General features: G+C 45.3%; 18 protein-coding genes. 14 read left to right on the forward strand and 4 right to left on the reverse strand.

Annotation, left to right across the window (positions count from 1 at the left end):
• Window positions 1-155: 155 nt before the first annotated feature.
• Window positions 156-551 carry a hypothetical protein gene (locus MHI21_RS07690; RefSeq protein ID WP_025723301.1) on the reverse strand — a complete coding sequence of 132 codons (396 nt, stop codon included), beginning with the start codon at window positions 549-551 and terminating at the stop codon, window positions 156-158.
• Window positions 552-791: 240 nt separating this feature from the next.
• Between MHI21_RS07690 and MHI21_RS07695 the strand changes: the two genes are divergently transcribed.
• The 12 genes from MHI21_RS07695 (at window position 792) to MHI21_RS07750 (ending at window position 13,561) form a co-directional block, all read left to right on the forward strand.
• Window positions 792-1,673 (forward strand): putative sporulation protein YtxC, encoded by an 882-nt coding sequence (locus MHI21_RS07695; RefSeq protein ID WP_103048236.1) that lies wholly within the window; start codon window positions 792-794, stop codon window positions 1,671-1,673.
• A gap of 61 nt (window positions 1,674-1,734) precedes the next feature.
• On the forward strand, window positions 1,735-2,310 hold the full coding sequence (locus MHI21_RS07700; protein WP_013309429.1) for a 3D domain-containing protein: 576 nt from the start codon (window positions 1,735-1,737) through the stop codon (window positions 2,308-2,310).
• Between the two features lie 84 nt (window positions 2,311-2,394).
• The gene (locus MHI21_RS07705) at window positions 2,395-2,703 is read left to right on the forward strand and encodes a hypothetical protein (RefSeq protein ID WP_069291489.1); all 309 of its coding nucleotides are present in this window, start codon (window positions 2,395-2,397) and stop codon (window positions 2,701-2,703) included.
• Window positions 2,704-2,898: 195 nt separating this feature from the next.
• Window positions 2,899-4,485, forward strand: coding sequence for a trypsin-like peptidase domain-containing protein (locus MHI21_RS07710; protein WP_061829154.1), 1,587 nt, complete (start codon window positions 2,899-2,901; stop codon window positions 4,483-4,485).
• Window positions 4,486-4,634: 149 nt separating this feature from the next.
• Window positions 4,635-5,324, forward strand: a complete 690-nt coding sequence (locus tag MHI21_RS07715) for a response regulator transcription factor (RefSeq protein WP_341161919.1) — start codon at window positions 4,635-4,637, stop codon at window positions 5,322-5,324.
• A gap of 1 nt (window position 5,325) precedes the next feature.
• Window positions 5,326-6,804, forward strand: coding sequence for a HAMP domain-containing sensor histidine kinase (locus MHI21_RS07720; RefSeq protein ID WP_165176135.1), 1,479 nt, complete (start codon window positions 5,326-5,328; stop codon window positions 6,802-6,804).
• 111 nt (window positions 6,805-6,915) lie between these two features.
• Window positions 6,916-7,872 carry a 4-hydroxy-3-methylbut-2-enyl diphosphate reductase gene (locus tag MHI21_RS07725; RefSeq protein ID WP_013309434.1) on the forward strand — a complete coding sequence of 319 codons (957 nt, stop codon included), beginning with the start codon at window positions 6,916-6,918 and terminating at the stop codon, window positions 7,870-7,872.
• A gap of 264 nt (window positions 7,873-8,136) precedes the next feature.
• Window positions 8,137-9,174, forward strand: coding sequence for a 3-deoxy-7-phosphoheptulonate synthase (aroF, locus tag MHI21_RS07730; RefSeq protein ID WP_341161918.1), 1,038 nt, complete (start codon window positions 8,137-8,139; stop codon window positions 9,172-9,174).
• A 270-nt stretch (window positions 9,175-9,444) separates the two neighbouring features.
• Window positions 9,445-10,869 (forward strand): type I glutamate--ammonia ligase, encoded by a 1,425-nt coding sequence (glnA, locus tag MHI21_RS07735; RefSeq protein WP_061829159.1) that lies wholly within the window; start codon window positions 9,445-9,447, stop codon window positions 10,867-10,869.
• A 265-nt stretch (window positions 10,870-11,134) separates the two neighbouring features.
• Window positions 11,135-12,226, forward strand: coding sequence for a 3-phosphoserine/phosphohydroxythreonine transaminase (gene serC, locus MHI21_RS07740; protein ID WP_342419747.1), 1,092 nt, complete (start codon window positions 11,135-11,137; stop codon window positions 12,224-12,226).
• A 245-nt stretch (window positions 12,227-12,471) separates the two neighbouring features.
• Complete coding sequence (trmL, locus tag MHI21_RS07745; protein WP_061829161.1) at window positions 12,472-12,936, forward strand: tRNA (uridine(34)/cytosine(34)/5-carboxymethylaminomethyluridine(34)-2'-O)-methyltransferase TrmL; 465 nt, start codon at window positions 12,472-12,474, stop codon at window positions 12,934-12,936.
• Between the two features lie 376 nt (window positions 12,937-13,312).
• Window positions 13,313-13,561, forward strand: a complete 249-nt coding sequence (locus tag MHI21_RS07750) for an AbrB/MazE/SpoVT family DNA-binding domain-containing protein (RefSeq protein ID WP_013309439.1) — start codon at window positions 13,313-13,315, stop codon at window positions 13,559-13,561.
• A 98-nt stretch (window positions 13,562-13,659) separates the two neighbouring features.
• Here the strand turns inward: MHI21_RS07750 and MHI21_RS07755 are convergent, their stop codons facing one another.
• Complete coding sequence (locus MHI21_RS07755) at window positions 13,660-14,727, reverse strand: phosphodiester glycosidase family protein (RefSeq protein WP_342419748.1); 1,068 nt, start codon at window positions 14,725-14,727, stop codon at window positions 13,660-13,662.
• Complete coding sequence (locus MHI21_RS07760) at window positions 14,724-15,131, reverse strand: hypothetical protein (RefSeq protein WP_013309441.1); 408 nt, start codon at window positions 15,129-15,131, stop codon at window positions 14,724-14,726. Before MHI21_RS07760 ends, MHI21_RS07755 begins: the two co-directional genes overlap by 4 nt.
• A 275-nt stretch (window positions 15,132-15,406) precedes the next feature.
• On the opposite strand from MHI21_RS07760, the gene MHI21_RS07765 reads away from it, so the two are divergent.
• Together MHI21_RS07765 and MHI21_RS07770 are read left to right on the forward strand one after the other, a co-directional pair.
• Complete coding sequence (locus tag MHI21_RS07765; protein WP_069291493.1) at window positions 15,407-16,063, forward strand: response regulator transcription factor; 657 nt, start codon at window positions 15,407-15,409, stop codon at window positions 16,061-16,063.
• 50 nt (window positions 16,064-16,113) lie between these two features.
• Window positions 16,114-17,367, forward strand: coding sequence for a PLP-dependent aminotransferase family protein (locus MHI21_RS07770; RefSeq protein ID WP_342419749.1), 1,254 nt, complete (start codon window positions 16,114-16,116; stop codon window positions 17,365-17,367).
• 19 nt (window positions 17,368-17,386) lie between these two features.
• Here MHI21_RS07770 and MHI21_RS07775 read toward each other — a convergent pair whose 3' ends face one another.
• On the reverse strand, window positions 17,387-18,220 hold the full coding sequence (locus MHI21_RS07775; protein WP_342419750.1) for a DUF2161 family putative PD-(D/E)XK-type phosphodiesterase: 834 nt from the start codon (window positions 18,218-18,220) through the stop codon (window positions 17,387-17,389).
• Window positions 18,221-18,355 lie beyond the last annotated feature (135 nt).

The following is an 18,355-nucleotide window of genomic DNA, read 5'->3' on the forward strand; positions in this document are numbered from 1 at the left end:
AATCACATACTTTGGGAGTGACATGGAAACTTTCTTTTTGTATTAAATTTTATGAATTAACGTAAAAAACCTGATACATACACTTACGTATTACAGTCATTGGAAAATATTAACAAATATACATGCGAATGTGGTGATGTGCATGCAAAGGGAGGTTAAGCCACATAACTAGAGGTGAATTTGATGGGGAACAAGTACAATTGCTTCTTTAGTTTGCAAATGACAGGAATAAAAGGCAGACGTAGTTTAGGGATGCTCAATAGCAGCACAAGCGCTATCAAAATGACAAAGGGAAGTGATTTGGCCGCAGCGATCACCAGATGAAGTAAAGGGGAGGACTTGCGTATAGCTGGTTTGGAATGATGCTCCAGACCGTGAGAGTCTGTTTCTAACGAGGAAATATCAGCATGAGGCATAAGAGAAGATCCCGCCGTAAACTGAAGGGATTGAGTGGTGTCTTCCGCATGAAACGTCACAGGAAGGGACAAAATCTGAACGAGGCTCAATATGACGATCATGAATGTACGCAGCATGTTCAGCATCGTTGACATCTTATCTCCTCCCTCTTGTGAAAAATTCATATTACTATAACCTTAACATACCCCACGCTAAATATTCAAACGTCTTTCGGTTTTTTTCCTATATCACAGTAATGTTTATAACACGCCAACCGGCTTTTTGAAACCAGATCATCCTCTTTTGAATATGTCTTTCTGTTTCCAGTCGTTCACTTCGTATAACCCTTCAGAGGCCGCCATATACTGAAAGCAGTGATCGAAAGGAGTGAGCCAATGGAACTGTTTACAGTGTGGACCAATACAGACGGAGATCAGGAAACCGACCGGTTTTACGAAGTGGTCAAAAGTAGAACAAAGGGACTACATATGTCACGGCGCGGATTTCGATTCACTTTCAGACAGTTGGACAACAAAGTGGCATGGACCTGCAAGGGCACAGAAAGCAATTCGGCGTTTGAAAGCTTTCTCCCCTGTGTATACAGCATCATGTCTTCGGCAATAGCGGATTATATTATCGAAGTCAAGGAGTGGGGGATGCTCAATCTCATTCTCACCAAAGCCTGTTCGCTGCTGGAGAAAGAGGATACGGAGCAAATTCGCAGTATGATTCGTTCACTGTTAAACGATGATGGCCCGAGAGGCCGTTTGAAGCGTCATGGTAAGCTGACCACTCTTCTGGAGAAGGATTTTAAGGAGCTTCGTGTGATCAATTTGGAAGGACTGATTCAATTTAGGCTCCATGCTTATAAAAAAGAGCTTGAAGAAATCGTCGACTATGCCATGGAAGAATTCTGGGCAGATCGGCAATACGAAGAATTTATGGGGCTCCTTAAATATTTTGTTTTTTTTCAGGAAAGCAAAGTTCCGCTCGTACACGTACTTCACCAAGGCGGACATAATTTTACGATTCTGGATAGTGCCATGGTGCCCATACCGACTCCTGATGCAGATGACATCATTGTCGAGATGCCAGGCATTGAACTAGAAATGGAGGTCGAAGATCGAATCGTAAGCACCCTTATTTCGATTTCTCCTGCTTCCATTATATTGCACACAGACGATGAGCACACCCCCATAGTGCGGACACTCCTGCACATTTTTGAAGATAAAGTGAAGCTGAGCAGACTTTATCCAGGTCAGGATGTTCAAAAATAATAATCTTTTCGTATAAACCAATGGATTTCTGGAAAGCCTTTGCCTCAAGGGGAGGTTTTTTATGAGATCCATGTTGGTATGGAAACGGATTTTGGGAACCGTGTTAATTGCAACCTGTCTGGTATTGCCCGGCAATGAAGTTTACGGTCACAAAGAACCGGTCCAGCATAAAAAATGGCAGTCCACACCTGTTTTGGCTCCACGCGAAGAGCAGGTTATTACGACCATGACGGTCACGGCAACAGGATATACAGCAGGCTATGAATCGACTGGCAAACGGCCAAGTCATCCCGGCTACGGTATTACGTATTCCGGTGTAAAAGTGCGTCGTGACAAGAACACACTGTCTACGATTGCGGCTGATCCCAAAACGTTTCCTTTGGGAAGCATATTGTACATTCCAGGTTATGGATACGGGATTGTAGCAGATACAGGTTCTGCAATTAAGGGCAATAAAATTGACTTGTATTTTAAAACAACCCGGCAGGTGTATTCTGAATGGGGCAAGAAAGATGTGGATGTTCAAATTATAAAAAAAGGGAACGGAAAATGTACGGAAAAGATGGTAAAATCGCTACAAAAAGCGATAGAAACGCATAAAACCATTCCGACTGCGACACTGGATGCTTCCATATAATCCTTGAATATTGTTTTTTCCAACATCACATACTATGTTGCGGGATAAGCTTATCCCGCAAAACATACTGGGAGGTTGAGAATTATGCCAAATCAAGGCGGAAGTTCTTTCACGAACAAAGGCTTCAAGGCAAGCACAGGAAATCAGTTCAAAGCGGAATTTGCACAAGACAATACAGTAGGTGTCGTTTCACAAAAGGTAAAGCAGTCTGAACAAAATAAAATTCAAGACAACTTCCAGACACCAAATGAGAAGTATGATGAAGAATTTGCAACAGATCAAGGCGGTACAGGTGCAGTAGCGCAAAAAGTTCAAAACTCCAGCCGCAACAAAATTCAAAACAATGCTCAAACACCGAACGAAAAGTTCGACGAAAACTTTAACACGAAATAAAAAAGCATATACAATCGATAATGCTCCGGATAATATCCGGGGCATTTCGTTTTAAGTGAAAGTGATTAGGTACAATAGGTCTAAGGTTTTATCTCCTTTTTAATTTTTTTTAAGGTGGAATTAAGGTTTAAAGTGCAAAATAAAGTCAGTTAAACAACACCACCTTGAAGCATAGGGTTTGGGAGGAGATATACAATGGACGAATTTAAAAATAATAACTCCGGACGCCGGAACGACAACGATCAGGTTGATACCGATAACGCAACTCGGCAAAACGATTCGAACGGTTCCTCATATTATTATTCTTACGGCCCTTTTTCTTCAGTTCAATCGGACGGACAACGTAAGGAAGGGCAGCCGGTGGAAAAGGATGTTGAGATTACGCCACCGCAGGCAGTGAGACCTCTTCCTCCCTCTTACCATCGGGCTATGCCTGAGCAACAGGATGGTTCGGGTCGGAATGGTGGCAACTGGCAATTCAAACCGAATAAGCCCAAGTCGCAGGTGAAAACAATATTCTTATCTTTTTTGGCCGGGATGCTGGTCATTACGGTATTGATGTATACAGCTGACCGAACAAATATGTTCACACCCGAGACGGCGTTGACTTCGGCGGCAGCTGAAAGCGGAGAAACGACTAATTCAGGAACCACCAGCTCGACTCCAAGCGCAGTTCCGGCTGTGATGCCTTCAGGTACCGCTGATGTTCAATCTGTTGTGGCCAAGGCTGGGCCGGCAGTCGTTAAAATCGAAACGCTTGCCAAACAAACCAGTGGCAGCAGTGGCAGACAAAGCAGCCCTTATTACAATGACCCGCTGTATCAATACTTTTTCGGTAATCAGTATGGTGACAGTGGCAGCAGCGGTAACAGTAATGAAAATGAAGGTAGCAACAGCGGGCAGCTGACTCCGCTTGGTATTGGTTCCGGTTTTATTTTTGATAAATCGGGTTACGTCCTAACCAACAACCATGTTGTTGAAGGCGCGAGTGTGGTTCAAGTTACAGTAGAGGGAACTAATAAGCCTTACGAAGCCAAAGTCTTGGGCAAAAATGCTGATCTTGATTTGGCGGTACTTAAAATTGAAGGCAAAAACAACTTTCCGACAGTAACTTTGGGTGACTCCGATAACGCTAAAGTCGGCGAATGGATGGTCGCAATCGGCAACCCTGAAGGCTTTGAACATTCGGTAACAGCCGGGGTGCTAAGTGCGAAAGAACGTACGATCACCATTAATAGTGAATCGACTGGAAAACCGACGCAATACAAGCATCTCATTCAGACGGATGCGTCCATTAACCCTGGTAACTCTGGCGGACCGCTATTAAATCTGCAAGGGCAGGTTATCGGTATGAACGTAGCTGTTAGTGCAGACGCACAGGGAATCGGGTTTGCGATTCCGTCCAATACGATTTTGGAAGTCGTCGATAAGCTGAAAAATAACCAGCCTATCCCGAAAGAACCTGTACCTTTCATTGGTGCAAGTCTGTTAAATTTGAGTCCTGAAGTAGCCAAAGAACTGGGTACATCCCTGACCGAAGGCTCGGTTGTACGGGATATTATATACAAATCACCAGCTTATCAGGCCGATCTGCGTCCTTACGATGTGATTATCGGAGCGAATGGTACGCCTTATAGCACATCACAAGAGTTGATCCAGTTCATTCAAAAACAAAAAGTGGGTACAGCGCTGACACTTAACATCGAACGAGCTGGGCAGAAAAAAGATGTTCAGCTGAAAATAGGCAACAAAAATGACTTTAGCTCGACGCTTCAGCAATAAGCTGATAACTCTACAAAAATGAACATGTGCACGCAAGAAACGGAAGGAAGATCCCTTCCGTTTCTTGCTGTATGGAGCAGCCAGATGCTACACGCGTCTACTCCTGCTACAATAGAAGGAAAAGAAGAGATAAAGGAGTTCGATCGTGTATGCGTTCTACTATTCTAATCATTGATGACGATGAAAAAATTGTTTCCATGCTGCGCAGAGGGCTGGCATTTGAAGGCTATGAAGTGCTGACAGCCGCCAATGGAGCAGAAGGATTAAATAAAATGTTGACAGCTGAGCCTGATGTGGTTGTGCTGGATGTAATGATGCCGCAGGTCGATGGTTTTGAGGTATGCCGTCGTATGCGGGAGGGTGGAAGTACGGTACCTGTCCTAATGCTTACAGCCAAGGATGAGGTTGAGAATCGGGTTAAGGGCTTAGATCTAGGGGCCGATGATTATCTCGTTAAGCCGTTCGCTCTAGAGGAGCTGCTGGCGCGAGTGCGAGCGCTTTTGCGGCGTAAATCCGAACAACAGGACAATAACGGAAATCGGCTTACCTTCGAGGATTTACAACTGGACAACGAATCCCGTGAAGTGGTTCGTGGCGGCAAGCGCTTGGAACTGACGGCCAAAGAATTTGAATTGCTCCATTTATTCATGCAAAACCCGAAGCGGGTTCTGTCGCGTGATCTGATTATGGACAAAATTTGGGGCTATGACTATAGTGGAGAATCAAATGTGCTGGAAGTATATATTGCCATGCTACGACAAAAAACGGAGCAGGATGGTGGTAAACGACTCATTCGTACAATTCGGGGAGCTGGCTATATTTTAAGAGGTGATGTGTAATATGTCTATTCGGTGGCGGCTGACGGCCTGGTATTCGAGCATCTTGGCTATAGTACTAGTCATTTTTGGTCTGGTTACTTACGGACTAGTATATTACTACACATATAATGAAGTGAAAAGTCAGCTTATGACTCAGGCGCCACAGATTAACAAGCAATTACGCCTTATTATAAAAGGGGGATTGTTTGAAGTCCCCAACCTGGATTTGGGATTAGAGCAGGGACGTGGAATAGATGACTCACAACTATATGTACAAATTTACAATTATACGTCTGGTGTAACGAAAACGACCCAAAATATGAAAGACCTCAATATTACCTTCCCTGTCCCCTCCACAGCGGCAGGAGCAGTTCAAAATGAGGGAATTCGACGTGTGAACGTAAATGGGGATTCCTTTATGATTATTCAACAGCCGATCAAATCCGAGGAGTTGGGCTTGGTGGTCGGGCTGCTACAGGTAGGACAATTCACGGGCTCTCAGGATCGACTCATGAACAGGTTACAAAATGTGCTTGTATACGGCTCGTTGTTTGCATTACTCGCTGCTGCGACTTCAGGTCTCTTTCTGGCTCGCAAGTCTATGAAGCCGCTGGTCAAGGTCATTGAGGGGGCCAATCAGATTCAATCCAGTAATGATTTGAGTGTTCGGATTGAATATGACGGACCACCAGATGAAATTGGTCAATTAATCGGGACAGTTAACAACATGCTGGGGCGCACAGAGGTATTTTACAAGGAGCTGGAAGATGCGTACGGTGCACAGCGCCGTTTTGTGGCTGATGCTTCCCATGAGCTTCGTACGCCGCTAACGACGATCCGTGGCAACGTTGATTTTTTGCTCAAAATGTGGACTACCGAACCAGGAGAGCGACCGAAGATGGATGAAGAGATGATTCGCGAGCTTTCTATGGAGGCATTAAATGACATGGCGGATGAAGGCAAACGGATGAGCCGTTTGGTGAGTGATATGTTGTCACTCGCGAGAGCGGACACAGGGAAAACGTTCGATAAGACTCCCGTTGCGCTGGAACCACTTGTAAGTGAGGTTGCCCGTCGTGCTCAGTTTTTAGAGCGAACGGCCGAATGGAATGTGGGAGATTTTTCGTTGCTGAATGGTATTTATATGGATGGCAGCAAGGATTATTTGCAGCAAATGCTATTCATTTTCATTGATAATGCATTCAAATACACACCTGAAGGCACAGTCCGATTTGATGCCATTGTTTATCAAGGACAGGTGGGCCTACGGATCAGTGATACGGGCATTGGAATGGACAAGAGTGAGGTTCCCTTTATTTTTGACCGCTTTTACCGGGCAGATGAGTCACGCGGGGTGACAGAGGGAATTGGGTTGGGGCTATCTATTGCCAAGTGGATTATTGATGAACATCACGGGTCTGTGGAAGTGGTTACGCGCCAAGGAGAAGGAACGACATTTGTCATCTGGCTCCCGGTCAGCTTTTCCGCGCCTTTGGAATAGGCTATAATAGGAAGGCAACTACATCATAGAATTGGCCGGTAAAGGCTAGGATGCCCACAGCTACCGAGTTATCGGAGCTGTATACTGTGTCGAAGAAAGCGGGGGCTCATTTTGGAAGTACTCAGAATTTCGCCCCGGGGTTACTGCTACGGCGTAGTCGATGCCATGGTATTGGCTCGTCAGGCAGCCAGAAATCTGGACTTACCCCGGCCTATTTATATATTGGGCATGATTGTGCATAACAGTCATGTCACCAATTCCTTTGAAGACGAAGGGATTATTACACTGGACGGCCCGAACCGTATGGAGATTTTAAGCCAGGTAGAGAGCGGCACTGTTATCTTCACTGCTCATGGCGTATCACCAGAGGTTCGTAAGCTGGCACGAGACAAGGGGCTGACTACGGTAGACGCGACTTGCCCTGACGTCACAAAGACGCATGATCTGATTCGGGAGAAGTCTGCCGAAGGCTATCAGATTGTTTATATTGGTAAAAAGAATCATCCAGAGCCAGAGGGAGCTATTGGTATTGCTCCTGACCATGTTCATCTGATTGAAAAGGAAGAAGAGATCGACAGTCTTACGTTACCAGCTGGCAAAATACTTATCACGAATCAGACGACCATGAGCCAATGGGACATCAAGCACATTATGAAAAAGCTGCTGGAGAAGTTCCCGGGTGCTGAGATACACAATGAAATCTGTTTGGCGACGCAGGTACGTCAGGAAGCGGTAGCTGAGCAGGCTGGACAGGCGGATCTGGTGATCGTTGTCGGTGATCCGCGCAGTAACAATTCAAACCGATTGGCTCAGGTTTCGGAGGAGATTGCTGGTACAACAGCTTATCGTATTTCTGATGTAACCGAGCTGAAGAGAGAGTGGCTTGAAGGTGTAGCCAAAGTGGCTGTGACTTCTGGGGCTTCGACCCCGACACTGATTACCAAAGAGGTTATTACGTATTTGGAGCAGTATGATGCGGCTAACCCGGATACGTGGGAGATTCAGCGAACCATAGATATGAAAAAACTACTGCCTCCTGTACGAGAGAAGTCAAAAACAACGAAATAGTATATGATTGATTACAGCCGTTATTCGGATACAACCATCCGGATAGCGGCTTTTTAAATTGTTTTAATTTGTAGATATTTTCCGGTTAGCTTCGCTAAGTTAGAATATTGAATAATTCGGGATAATTAAGCCTTGACGAGTATAGCTAAAACAGGTATAGTTGCTTTAACGAATAAAAGCTTAAAAGCGAACAAGCGTCTAAGTGTCATAATATTAACCTGTATTTTGGTTTATAAAATATGTTTTATAGAGAGGAAGAAAAAAATGATCGTTATCGCTGGTGTTCAAACACCTGAAGAGCATATTCAAGCTATTGTTGAAGTTATTGAGAAAGAAGGATTGCAGGCTCATGTATCAAGGGGATCGGATCGCACGATCATCGGACTGATCGGTAGCGTAGAGCCCAAGCTGGCTGAACATCTGCGTCAAATGAAAGGCGTAGAAAATGTGGTTAAAATATCGAAGTCCTATAAATTGGCCAGCCGTGATTTTCATCCGGAAAATACGGTTATCTCTATTAAAGGTGTAAATATCGGCGGGGGCGAGCTTGTCATTATGGGTGGACCATGTGCCGTTGAATCTGCTGCACAGATAGATGAAATTGCTGGATTGGTCAAAGCAGCAGGTGCGCAAGTTCTCCGTGGAGGTGCTTTTAAGCCGCGTACAGGGCCTTATAGCTTCCAGGGAACTGGTGTAGAAGGTTTGATCATGATGGCTGAGGCAGGTCAAAAGCACGACCTCCTGACCATCACAGAGGTTATGACACCTGAATACGTAGACATTTGTGCGGAATATGCCGATATCCTGCAAGTAGGTACACGTAATATGCAAAACTTCGATCTACTGCGTAAGTTGGGTACTTGCGGCAAGCCAGTGTTGCTCAAACGCGGCTTTAGCTCGACTTATGACGAGTTCTTGAATGCTGCCGAGTACATCTTGGCAGGTGGCAATCCGAATGTTATGCTGTGTGAGCGCGGTATTCGTACATTCGAAACCTACACTAGAAATACGCTCGACTTGTCCGCGATCCCTGTGTTGCAACAGTTGAGCCATTTGCCGGTCATTTCCGATCCTAGCCATGGCACAGGTAGACGTGAACTGGTTGTTCCTATGACGAAGGCTTCGGTAGCTGCCGGAGCGGATGGTTTAATTATTGAGATGCATACAGACCCTGACAACTCGATGACGGGTGACGGCGTACAATCCCTGTTCCCAGATCAATTTTCAGATTTGCTAAAAGATTTGGAAATATTGGCTCCTGCTGTGGGGAAAAAATTTCACACGCCTACTACCATTGCTTAAAACCAATGTTTAACATTAATGCATAAAAGTTTTGCTGCAACGCAGTAATGAGATTTAAATTGCCTAAAAGCCCGATGTTTCGGGCTTTTTGTGCTATTCAAATGTTATCAAGGGCGTAAGCATATCTAACATTAGTTTAAAAAATACCTTACATAGCTATTGACCCGTGTCATGTTTGAGATTTATAATGACGACAGAAAAAACATTCGATCATGAACATTTCAGGGTTGTATAAGACTTAATGTTCGGAAAAATTGGGAGGAAGAAGACATGTCCGTTGAAAACGTATTGAAAACAATTCAGGAAAATAATATTGAGTGGGTAGATTTTCGTTTTGTAGATTTGTCTGGTCGTGCTCACCATATTTCATTGCCAGCTTCCGAAGTAGATGAAGAGACATTTGTTAACGGTGTTGCTTTCGACGGTTCTTCCATTCCCGGCTATCGTGGCATTGAGGAATCCGACATGGTTATGCTGCCCGATCCAGAAGCGGTTTTTATCGACCCTTTCACTCAGCATCCTACACTGAATATCCTGTGTGACATTGCTACGCCAGACGGCGAAAAATACGACCGCGATCCTCGCGGCATCGCAAAAAAAGCTGAGGCATTTCTGCAATCGGCAGGAGTGGGCACAGCAGCATTTTTTGCACCTGAGTCCGAGTTTTTCATCTTTGATGATGTACGCTACGAAAGCGGCATGAACAGTTCCTCCTTCTTCGTAGATTCCGAGGAAGCAGCTTGGAACACGAACCGTAAGGAAGAAGGCGGCAACCTGGGCTTTAAAGTGGGGGTGAAGGGCGGATATGTACCTGTAGCGCCAGTAGACACCCAACAAGATATCCGTAGTGAAATGTGCCGTTTGCTTGAAGAAGCAGGTCTGAGAATTGAGCGCCATCACCATGAGGTAGCTACGGCAGGCCAAGCGGAAATCAACTTCCGTTTTGACACACTCAAGAAAACAGCAGATAACCTGCTCGTTTATAAATACATTGTACACAACACGGCTCGTCAATATGGTAAAGTAGCAACATTTATGCCGAAACCAATTTTCGGAGACAACGGAAGTGGTATGCACGTTCACCAATCCATTTTCGATGGCGACACTCCTTTGTTCTACGAAAAAGGTGGTTATGCTAATCTGAGCGAAATGGCTCTTCATTACATTGGCGGTATTCTGTACCACGCACCTGCGTTGATCGCTTTGACCAACCCAAGCACCAACTCGTTCAAACGTCTCGTTCCTGGCTACGAAGCACCAGTTAACCTGGTATTCTCCAAAGGTAACCGTTCTGCGGCTGTACGTATTCCAGTAGCAGCTGTTACTCCAAAAGGCTGTCGGATCGAGTTCCGTACACCGGACTCCACAGCTAACCCTTACCTTGCCTTCTCAGCAATGCTGATGGCGGGTCTGGATGGCATCAAGCGCAAACTGAACCCAATCGAATTGGGATATGGTCCACTTGACAGCAACATCTACGAGCTGTCTGACGCTGAAAAAGGTAAAATCCGTAGCGTACCTGGTTCATTGGATGAGGCTCTGGACGCTCTGGAAGCTGACTACGAATTCTTGACTGAAGGCGGCGTATTTACGAAGGACTTTATTGATAACTATGTAGAGCTCAAACGTTCTGAAGCTAAATCGGTGAATATCCGTGTTCATCCACACGAATACAGCCTGTATTTTGACTGCTAATAAGTCGATAGCATAGCTGCTTTGAATAACAAGCATTAGCTTACGGGTAACAGTTGTTATTCAAAATAGGTCTCCGGTCTTATGCCGGGGACCTTTTAATATTAAAGTGAAAATCACAGAATAAAGATGTTAAATATGTTGACATTCACAACTCTGTCACATCATAAATGAAATTGAAAACATTTTTATACAAGTCTTGAACGCATTTATGAATACTGCTATCATAGCGATAATATCCACACCAGAGTAGAGAAGGGATGGGAATTTGTTGAGTAAGAGAGCCTACAATTTTAATGCAGGACCAGCGGCATTGCCGCTCAAAGTACTAGAACGTGTACAAGCTGAATTCGTAGATTTCCAGGGAACAGGGATGTCGATCATGGAAATGTCTCACCGTGGAGCTGTGTATGAATCTGTTCATAATGAGGCGCAGGAACGCCTGTTATCTCTGCTGGGCAATCCACAAGGCTACAAGGTGTTATTCCTACAAGGGGGCGCAAGTACGCAGTTTGCAATGCTGCCTTTAAATTTCTTGCGCGAAGGACAGACTGGGAGCTATGTAATGACAGGTAGCTGGTCGGACAAGGCATATAAAGAAGCCAAGCTACTGGGCAAGGCTCATGTTGCTGCATCCTCCGCTGATGAGAAGTACATGCGTCTTCCGAATGTGGATTCCTTGGACTTGCCTGAGAATACTGCTTATGTGCATATGACGTCCAACGAAACAATTGAAGGTACACAATTTAAGCAATTCCCGGATACGGGTTCCGTACCCTTGATTGTGGACATGTCCAGTGATATTTTTTGCAAGCCTTTTGATGTTACTCAATTTGGATTGATTTATGCTGGCGCACAAAAAAATCTGGGACCTTCTGGTGTGACGGTCGTGATTGCCCGTGAAGAGTTGCTGACTTCCTCACCGGACAATATTCCTACGATGTTGCGTTATAGCACATATGAAAAAAATAACTCTCTCTACAATACTCCCCCATCCTTTGCCATATACATGGTGAATGAAGTGCTGAAATGGATTCAGGAAGAAGGCGGTTTGGAAGGCATTGAGCGTGTGAACCAGCAGAAAGCTGCTTTGCTATACAACCGTATTGACAGTAGCGAAGGCTTCTATCGTGGTTGTGTGGACAGCGCTGATCGCTCTATCATGAATGTAACCTTCCGCCTCGCGAATGAGGATCTGGAAAAACAATTTATTAAGGAATCCGAACAGGCCGGATTTATCGGACTGAAGGGACATCGCAGTGTAGGAGGGCTTCGCGCCTCGATCTACAATGCTGTTCCACTGGAGAACTGTCAAGCATTAGCCGAGTTTATGGACGGATTCAAGCAACGTAACAGTTAATTACGCGGACATATATTTCGATACACGATATTTAAAATCGAAAAAGTAAATGTAGAGCCTTCCCTGAATGTGTATAGGGGAAGGCTTTTAGTGGTGTGGGTTGAAATTTTTGTCGTTTGATGTTCATATCTGTCTGATTTTGTTAAAATAAAAGAATGTGTATGTTTTTAATGTATACACTTTGGTTAAACTGTAGGTTATTTGTCTGATGAATTATGAATTTAAAATGAAGGGAACGAAACGTGATGCCATTACATATTGTGCTTGTCGAGCCGGAAATCCCGGCTAACACAGGGAATATTGCTAGAACGTGTGCTGCAACCGGAACTCATCTACATCTGGTGAAGCCACTGGGCTTCCGAACCGACGATGCCACGTTAAAACGGGCCGGACTTGATTATTGGTATGCTGTCCACATTGAATATCATGAGTCTTTTGCTGAAGTGCAGGAGAAATATCAGGAAGGTCGCTTTTTTTATGCGACGACCAAAGCGAATCAGCGATATAGTGATATTGCATTTCAGGATGGAGACTTCTTGGTATTTGGTAAAGAAACGAAAGGTTTGCCGCCAGAGCTGCTAGCTGCTAATCCAAATACATGCATCAAGATGCCTATGTCAGATAAAGTAAGATCTCTAAACTTGTCGAATTCCGCTGCGATTATCGTATATGAAGCGTTGAGACAAATGGATTTTCCAGGTTTATCGTAAAGAACATCGAGTGAACAAGTATAAATGCGAATAAAGAACCAGGACCTTAGTTGGTAATAAAAGTTTCACCTATATTGCTCAAATCTACATGATAGTGGAACTAAAATAAGGGTTGTATGGTCAAAAATTTGCGAAATTTCTCAGCGAGGGCTAATGATAATTGGCTTTCCGGTCGATAAAAATATTACAGACATTCTGTACCATACTTTGATATGGTTCATGATTTTATGAAAAAATGTAATAAAATTTCCTGTGATCAGCAGGATTCGACAAAAAGACAGCGAATACTACATAAAGAATAGTGTCTTTGTACCTAGTTTTTCGCATGGTAAGAAATTTGTAAGTTATTACTCAATAGGAGAGGTGTACGATCACGATGAAACCTGCCGGTGTGGTACGTAAAGTTGATCAGCTGGGGAGAATAGTTTTGCCTAAGTCACTGCGTAAAAGATATCAAATGAATGAGGGAGATCCTGTCGAAATTTTGGTTCAGGGTGACCACATTATTTTGGAGCGTTATCGTCCAAAATGTGTATTCTGCGGGTCAGTAGAACAAGTGAACGATTTCAAAGACCGTTATATTTGTGCTCAATGCCTGACAGAAATGACACAGTATTCCTCCTAAATGAGGCAAAAGCATCACGACATTCGTTCGTGATGCTTTTTTTCGGATAGAGCCGTACGTCGGCAAGCATATTTAATTTGTTAGCAGACTACACATAGCTATTTATAGAACAAAAAATGAGTAGGGACTGGACGCAAATTACCATCTGACGGTTTGTTTACGACTCGACCGTTAAGTATAAGCGACGAGGAACCGCCTCCGTCCAAATTATAGGCATCTTGAACACCTAGATTGTACATTTTTCCTTGCAGTTCTTCGAGCGTCGCGCCCGAACCCCCGCTTTCATAGTAGCCGTCTACGACAATAATGAGCAACTGATCATCTTTATAGTTGCCAATGACCGTACGTGGGGCCCGCTTGGGGGAGACTTTCCATTTGTCAGGAATAGGCATTTTTTGTCCTCTTTGCAGCAGGACGGGAACGAAGGTAGCACCAAAGGCAGGCTTTAAGCTGTCAAGAGCACCTTGACTGTAAAATTTGCCACCGATAAGCTTGCCATCGTTACTCAGTCCGACGAAGGACAAATCCTTAAAACTGGACTGAAAGCCAGTAAGGTAGTGGCCGTTCAAGACAGTAGTGCTTAATGGATAGCGTTTGCCGTCTCCATCCGCAAAGCCGCCTGCATTGATGCCTGCAATAGCTCCGTGTCTCAAGACTGCACGCATGGTGGTTTCGGAGCCACCCAATTTGTCACTTCCCAAAGACATTTTCATAGCAGTAGGATCTTTAAGTTTGACCTTCATAGCGTAGCCATGATAAATTCCCGGGTTTACCTTAAATAATTCAATGGTAATCCGATTGCTATCTACCCGCTCATAGGGAACCCCCAGTTTGGCGGTGATGCGTCGATCATAGATAATCGCGGGCCGCTTGGACTGCGTAGAGGCAGTCACGACAAGCTGATTCATCGTTTGAGTTGTTTGTTTGTATAGCTCAGAAGTCCGGCGAATTGTAGACAAGGTGTATGTTGCCGTTTGCTTGGCTTCATCAAGCTGCTTGCCTACTGATTGCATTTGTAGAGTGACTTCAGCTTTTTGCAGACTCAAAGAAGTAGACCCAGGAAAGCTCAATGAGGGATGCACTAACAAAATATACCCCAACAAGCCGATAAAAGGAGCAAGGGCCAACATAAAGAACCGGTTCACTTGTTTTGCGTCTACATTCATTTTAGCAAGTCCATTTTTTTCTGAAGTGTATTGAGTTGCTGTTTGACTTCATTTAATTGGGTATACAGTTTGTTGCTGTTATCGGTCTTATTGTTTGCATTATCCTTTGTAAAGGTCAGTAGTTCATTGAAGGACTGGACTTTTCCCTGCAATCCGCTAACTTCCTTGGAAAGAGCAGTCAGTTGCTTTTCATAGTCAGATTTGAGTGCTTGAATCTGTTGGTCTGTATGGGTTTGCATCTCGTTTAGCATTTGCTGTTTCAAGTGATTGCTATACAGATAGGTTGCGAGAGCACCTAGTATAATAAGAATGAACCAAAATAGCAGAAAAGCCTTTACGGGTAACCCCTTTCTTGAATTGCTCCGCCGAGCTTCGGCAGGAGGACGTTCAGGTGAAGCTTGCATACGATTTTCAACTCCCGTGTAAAGTCAAATTTCCAGTCTTTATTTGCAGTACCAATTCTATCATGGGCCTATTTATTTCGCAAAAGCGAAATAGTCGTATAAAAATATTGGAAAAAGAGATTGCATCGGAAGGAAGTCCTAGGATACAATTTCCTTAAACGTTTTTCGCTTCCTATACGTTCACATTCGCGCAATTTCTACATATGCAATCCCTAATTTTAGAATTATTTTCGCTACTAACTATGTATTTTTTTGTAAACTCAGGAGGTTTAGATATGAGAAAAGTATGGCAGGTGGTCATCATAGATATCCATCCTACAAGTATGCTGGGAACAAAGCTTATTTTGGAAGACCAGCAGGATTTGCTTGTCAGAGGGATGTCTTCCTCCGGAACGGAAGGCTTGGAGCTGGCTTGCTCTATTCGACCGGAAATCATTTTAATGGACTACAGGTTGCCTGAGGGAACGGCGGAACCATTTTTGACACAAATGCGGGCCTTGTCTCCGGACAGCCATATTGTTATTATGACGGATGAGGATAATATTACGTTGTTTCAGCAGCTAATTTCGCTCGGAGCAAATGGAATGTTATCCAAACAGGCATCACCGAGCCAGTTAATCCATCTGATCAATGGTTTGCGCGAAGGATTTGCTTCTTTACCAATGGATTGGATTCGGTATGGAAACTGGCCCTTTATGCCGTTAATGGCATCCGAGCCTTTTGACGAATTGACACAAACCGAAGTGTTTATTATGGAACGTATTGTACAAGGAATTACATATGACAAAATTGCTATCGAGATCGAAGTTAGCCGGCGCTCCATTGATAATTACCTACGTAAAATTTATGCGAAATTAGGCGTGTCCAGCCGGGCGCAGGCGATTGAACGTTATGCCTTATATGCGCGTCAGATGAAGCAGCTATATGCCTGATGCGTCAGCCCGGAGATCATGACCTATTTTTCAGGAGAAGGAGGATGTTCATGCAATATTCCTTTGCTTCACGAACGGCTGCGATGTTGGCTTCTCCAGTGCGTCATATCCGGGAAAATGCGAGAAGACACTCCTTTATATCTCTGGCTGAAGAACTACCTGCACAAGAGCTGTTTCCGGTGAAGTTGCTGGAAGAAGCAGCCCATGATGTGTTTGGCTCCGGCCCTGACGCCCTCCAGTATGGTGAACCGGAGGGCTATTTCCCTTTGCGGGCATGGCTTGCGGGAGAGTGGGAACAGCGTAAAGGAGTAAGAGTACCACCAGGTCAAATCCTCCTCACGACAGGCAGTCAGCAGGCCATTGACCTGATCATAAGGCTGATGGTGGATGAGCGTGATCCGGTATTGGTCGAAAACCCTTCGTCTCCTGGATGTTTACAAGTGCTATCTATGCAGGGTGCGCAGATCGTTCCTGTAGAATCAGATGGGGAAGGTGTCATTCCTGATAAGCTTGAAGCTTTAATGATCCGTTATCGACCCAAGCTTTTTTTTGCCACGCCGACGTTTACGAATCCGACGGGCTCCTTATGGAGCGCGGCTAGGCGGCAGGAAATTTTGGACCTGTGCAGGCATCATGAGGTGCTAGTAGTTGAGGATGATTCTTATGGTGAATTGCATTTGAAGCAAAAAAATGAGTTCCATGACAAGAGTCCACATGGTCAGAGTCGAAAATTTGCAGAGACTTACCCCTCCCTATTTGCGCTGGATCATGCGGGTCAGGGCGGCCAAGTGCTCTATATCGGTTCGTTCAATAAAACAGTTGCTCCTGCGCTGAGAACGGGGTGGGCTGCTGGTCCTGCACCGCTGATTGAAGGGATGTACGCCTTGAAGCAGCTGGCTGATATGCAATCCAGTACGATGAACCAACGGCTGCTGTTCCAATTGCTGACCAGCTCGCGTTTTCAATGGCATGAGCACTTAGCGATGCTGAACAAGGAATATTCGACTCGACTTCAATTGATCTTGGAGCTGCTCAAGCGCCCGTTTTGGAAAGACGTGACGTATCATATTCCGTCCGGTGGCATGTATGTATGGGTGCAGTTGCCCGATGGGCTGGACAGCGCATTGCTGCTAAAGGCGGCGTTACCCAAAGGCGTAGCCTTTATGCCAGGTGCGCTATGTGCGGTTGGCAGTGAAGGCGCGTCCCATATTCGCCTTAATTTTAGCCATCCGGGCCGTGAGCAATTGCTTATGGGCATGAATCTGATCGGTGAAACGATTAGCGAATTTACTGCGCGGAGCTAGCGAAAACCATCGCCCCATGTCAGTCATCCTCCGCTTCCACAACAACGGTGGAGTAAGTGATTGGCGCTTCCGCAATCTGGAGCTGTTCACTGTCCTCGTCAAGCTCTGCGTCTATTTCAGCGGCCGTTTTTATGCCATGCTCTTGCAGTACTGCCGCATACTCGTTCAGGGCAGCTTCGCCAAACGGAGTCAGTCGATAGCGGCCGCGGGATACGCGCTCAAACCAGCCGTAGTAGTTTTGCTGAAGTACGGCAGCAGCTGTGCTGACGGCTGCTATGCGAGCGAGCTGCGCCGGGGCAGCTTCCCCCAAGCCCTGCAAGGCTGCGGCTACGCGCAGCGCTTTTTCCCGGTAGGCAGTGACCAGCTTGCGTCGGGTGCTGCCGCCGGTATTGTGGTCACCGCTGCGTGCGTGAAATTCCCGCAGCAGCTTTTCCTTGCGCGAGCCGTGGCGTACCGTTGCTGCATTGTGGACATTGTCGCTATGCGCCGCAGGCTTACACAGTACCTCAACGAGCGGCGGCTTCGTTTTAAAATGGGTGACGGTGAGCAAGCCAAGTCCCAACTGGCGGCACAGTCCGACCAGCTCGTTCCAGCGTTGATTCACGGCCCCTTTTTTGGCACGATTTCGTTCTACAGCTACATATACATTGCTGCTTAGTTTCAAACGCTGCATGCCTTGCAGCACAAGCGCCAGGTTAAACGTCTTTTTAATCTCCACAATCAATGGTGTCTGTTGCCCTGGCTTGATACCCACCAAATCGCAGTTGCGCACCTCTCCTTTGACTTCATATCCCAAGTTCTCAAAAAAGGCTTTCACCGGAGCATACAGCTCCGTCTCATGCCGAACCGCCATGACTTCTCCCGCTCCTTTATCCCATTATTCCGAGCTTATATTGTACCATATTGCGTCAGGTCCGCGTTGTTGTTGTATATTTTAGCACAGTGTATCCCTTGGTTTTTTTGAAAAAGCAGAGAGACCTGTCACAAA

This window comes from Paenibacillus sp. FSL H8-0168 (assembly GCF_038592955.1).
GTDB lineage: Bacteria > Bacillota > Bacilli > Paenibacillales > Paenibacillaceae > Paenibacillus > Paenibacillus polymyxa_B.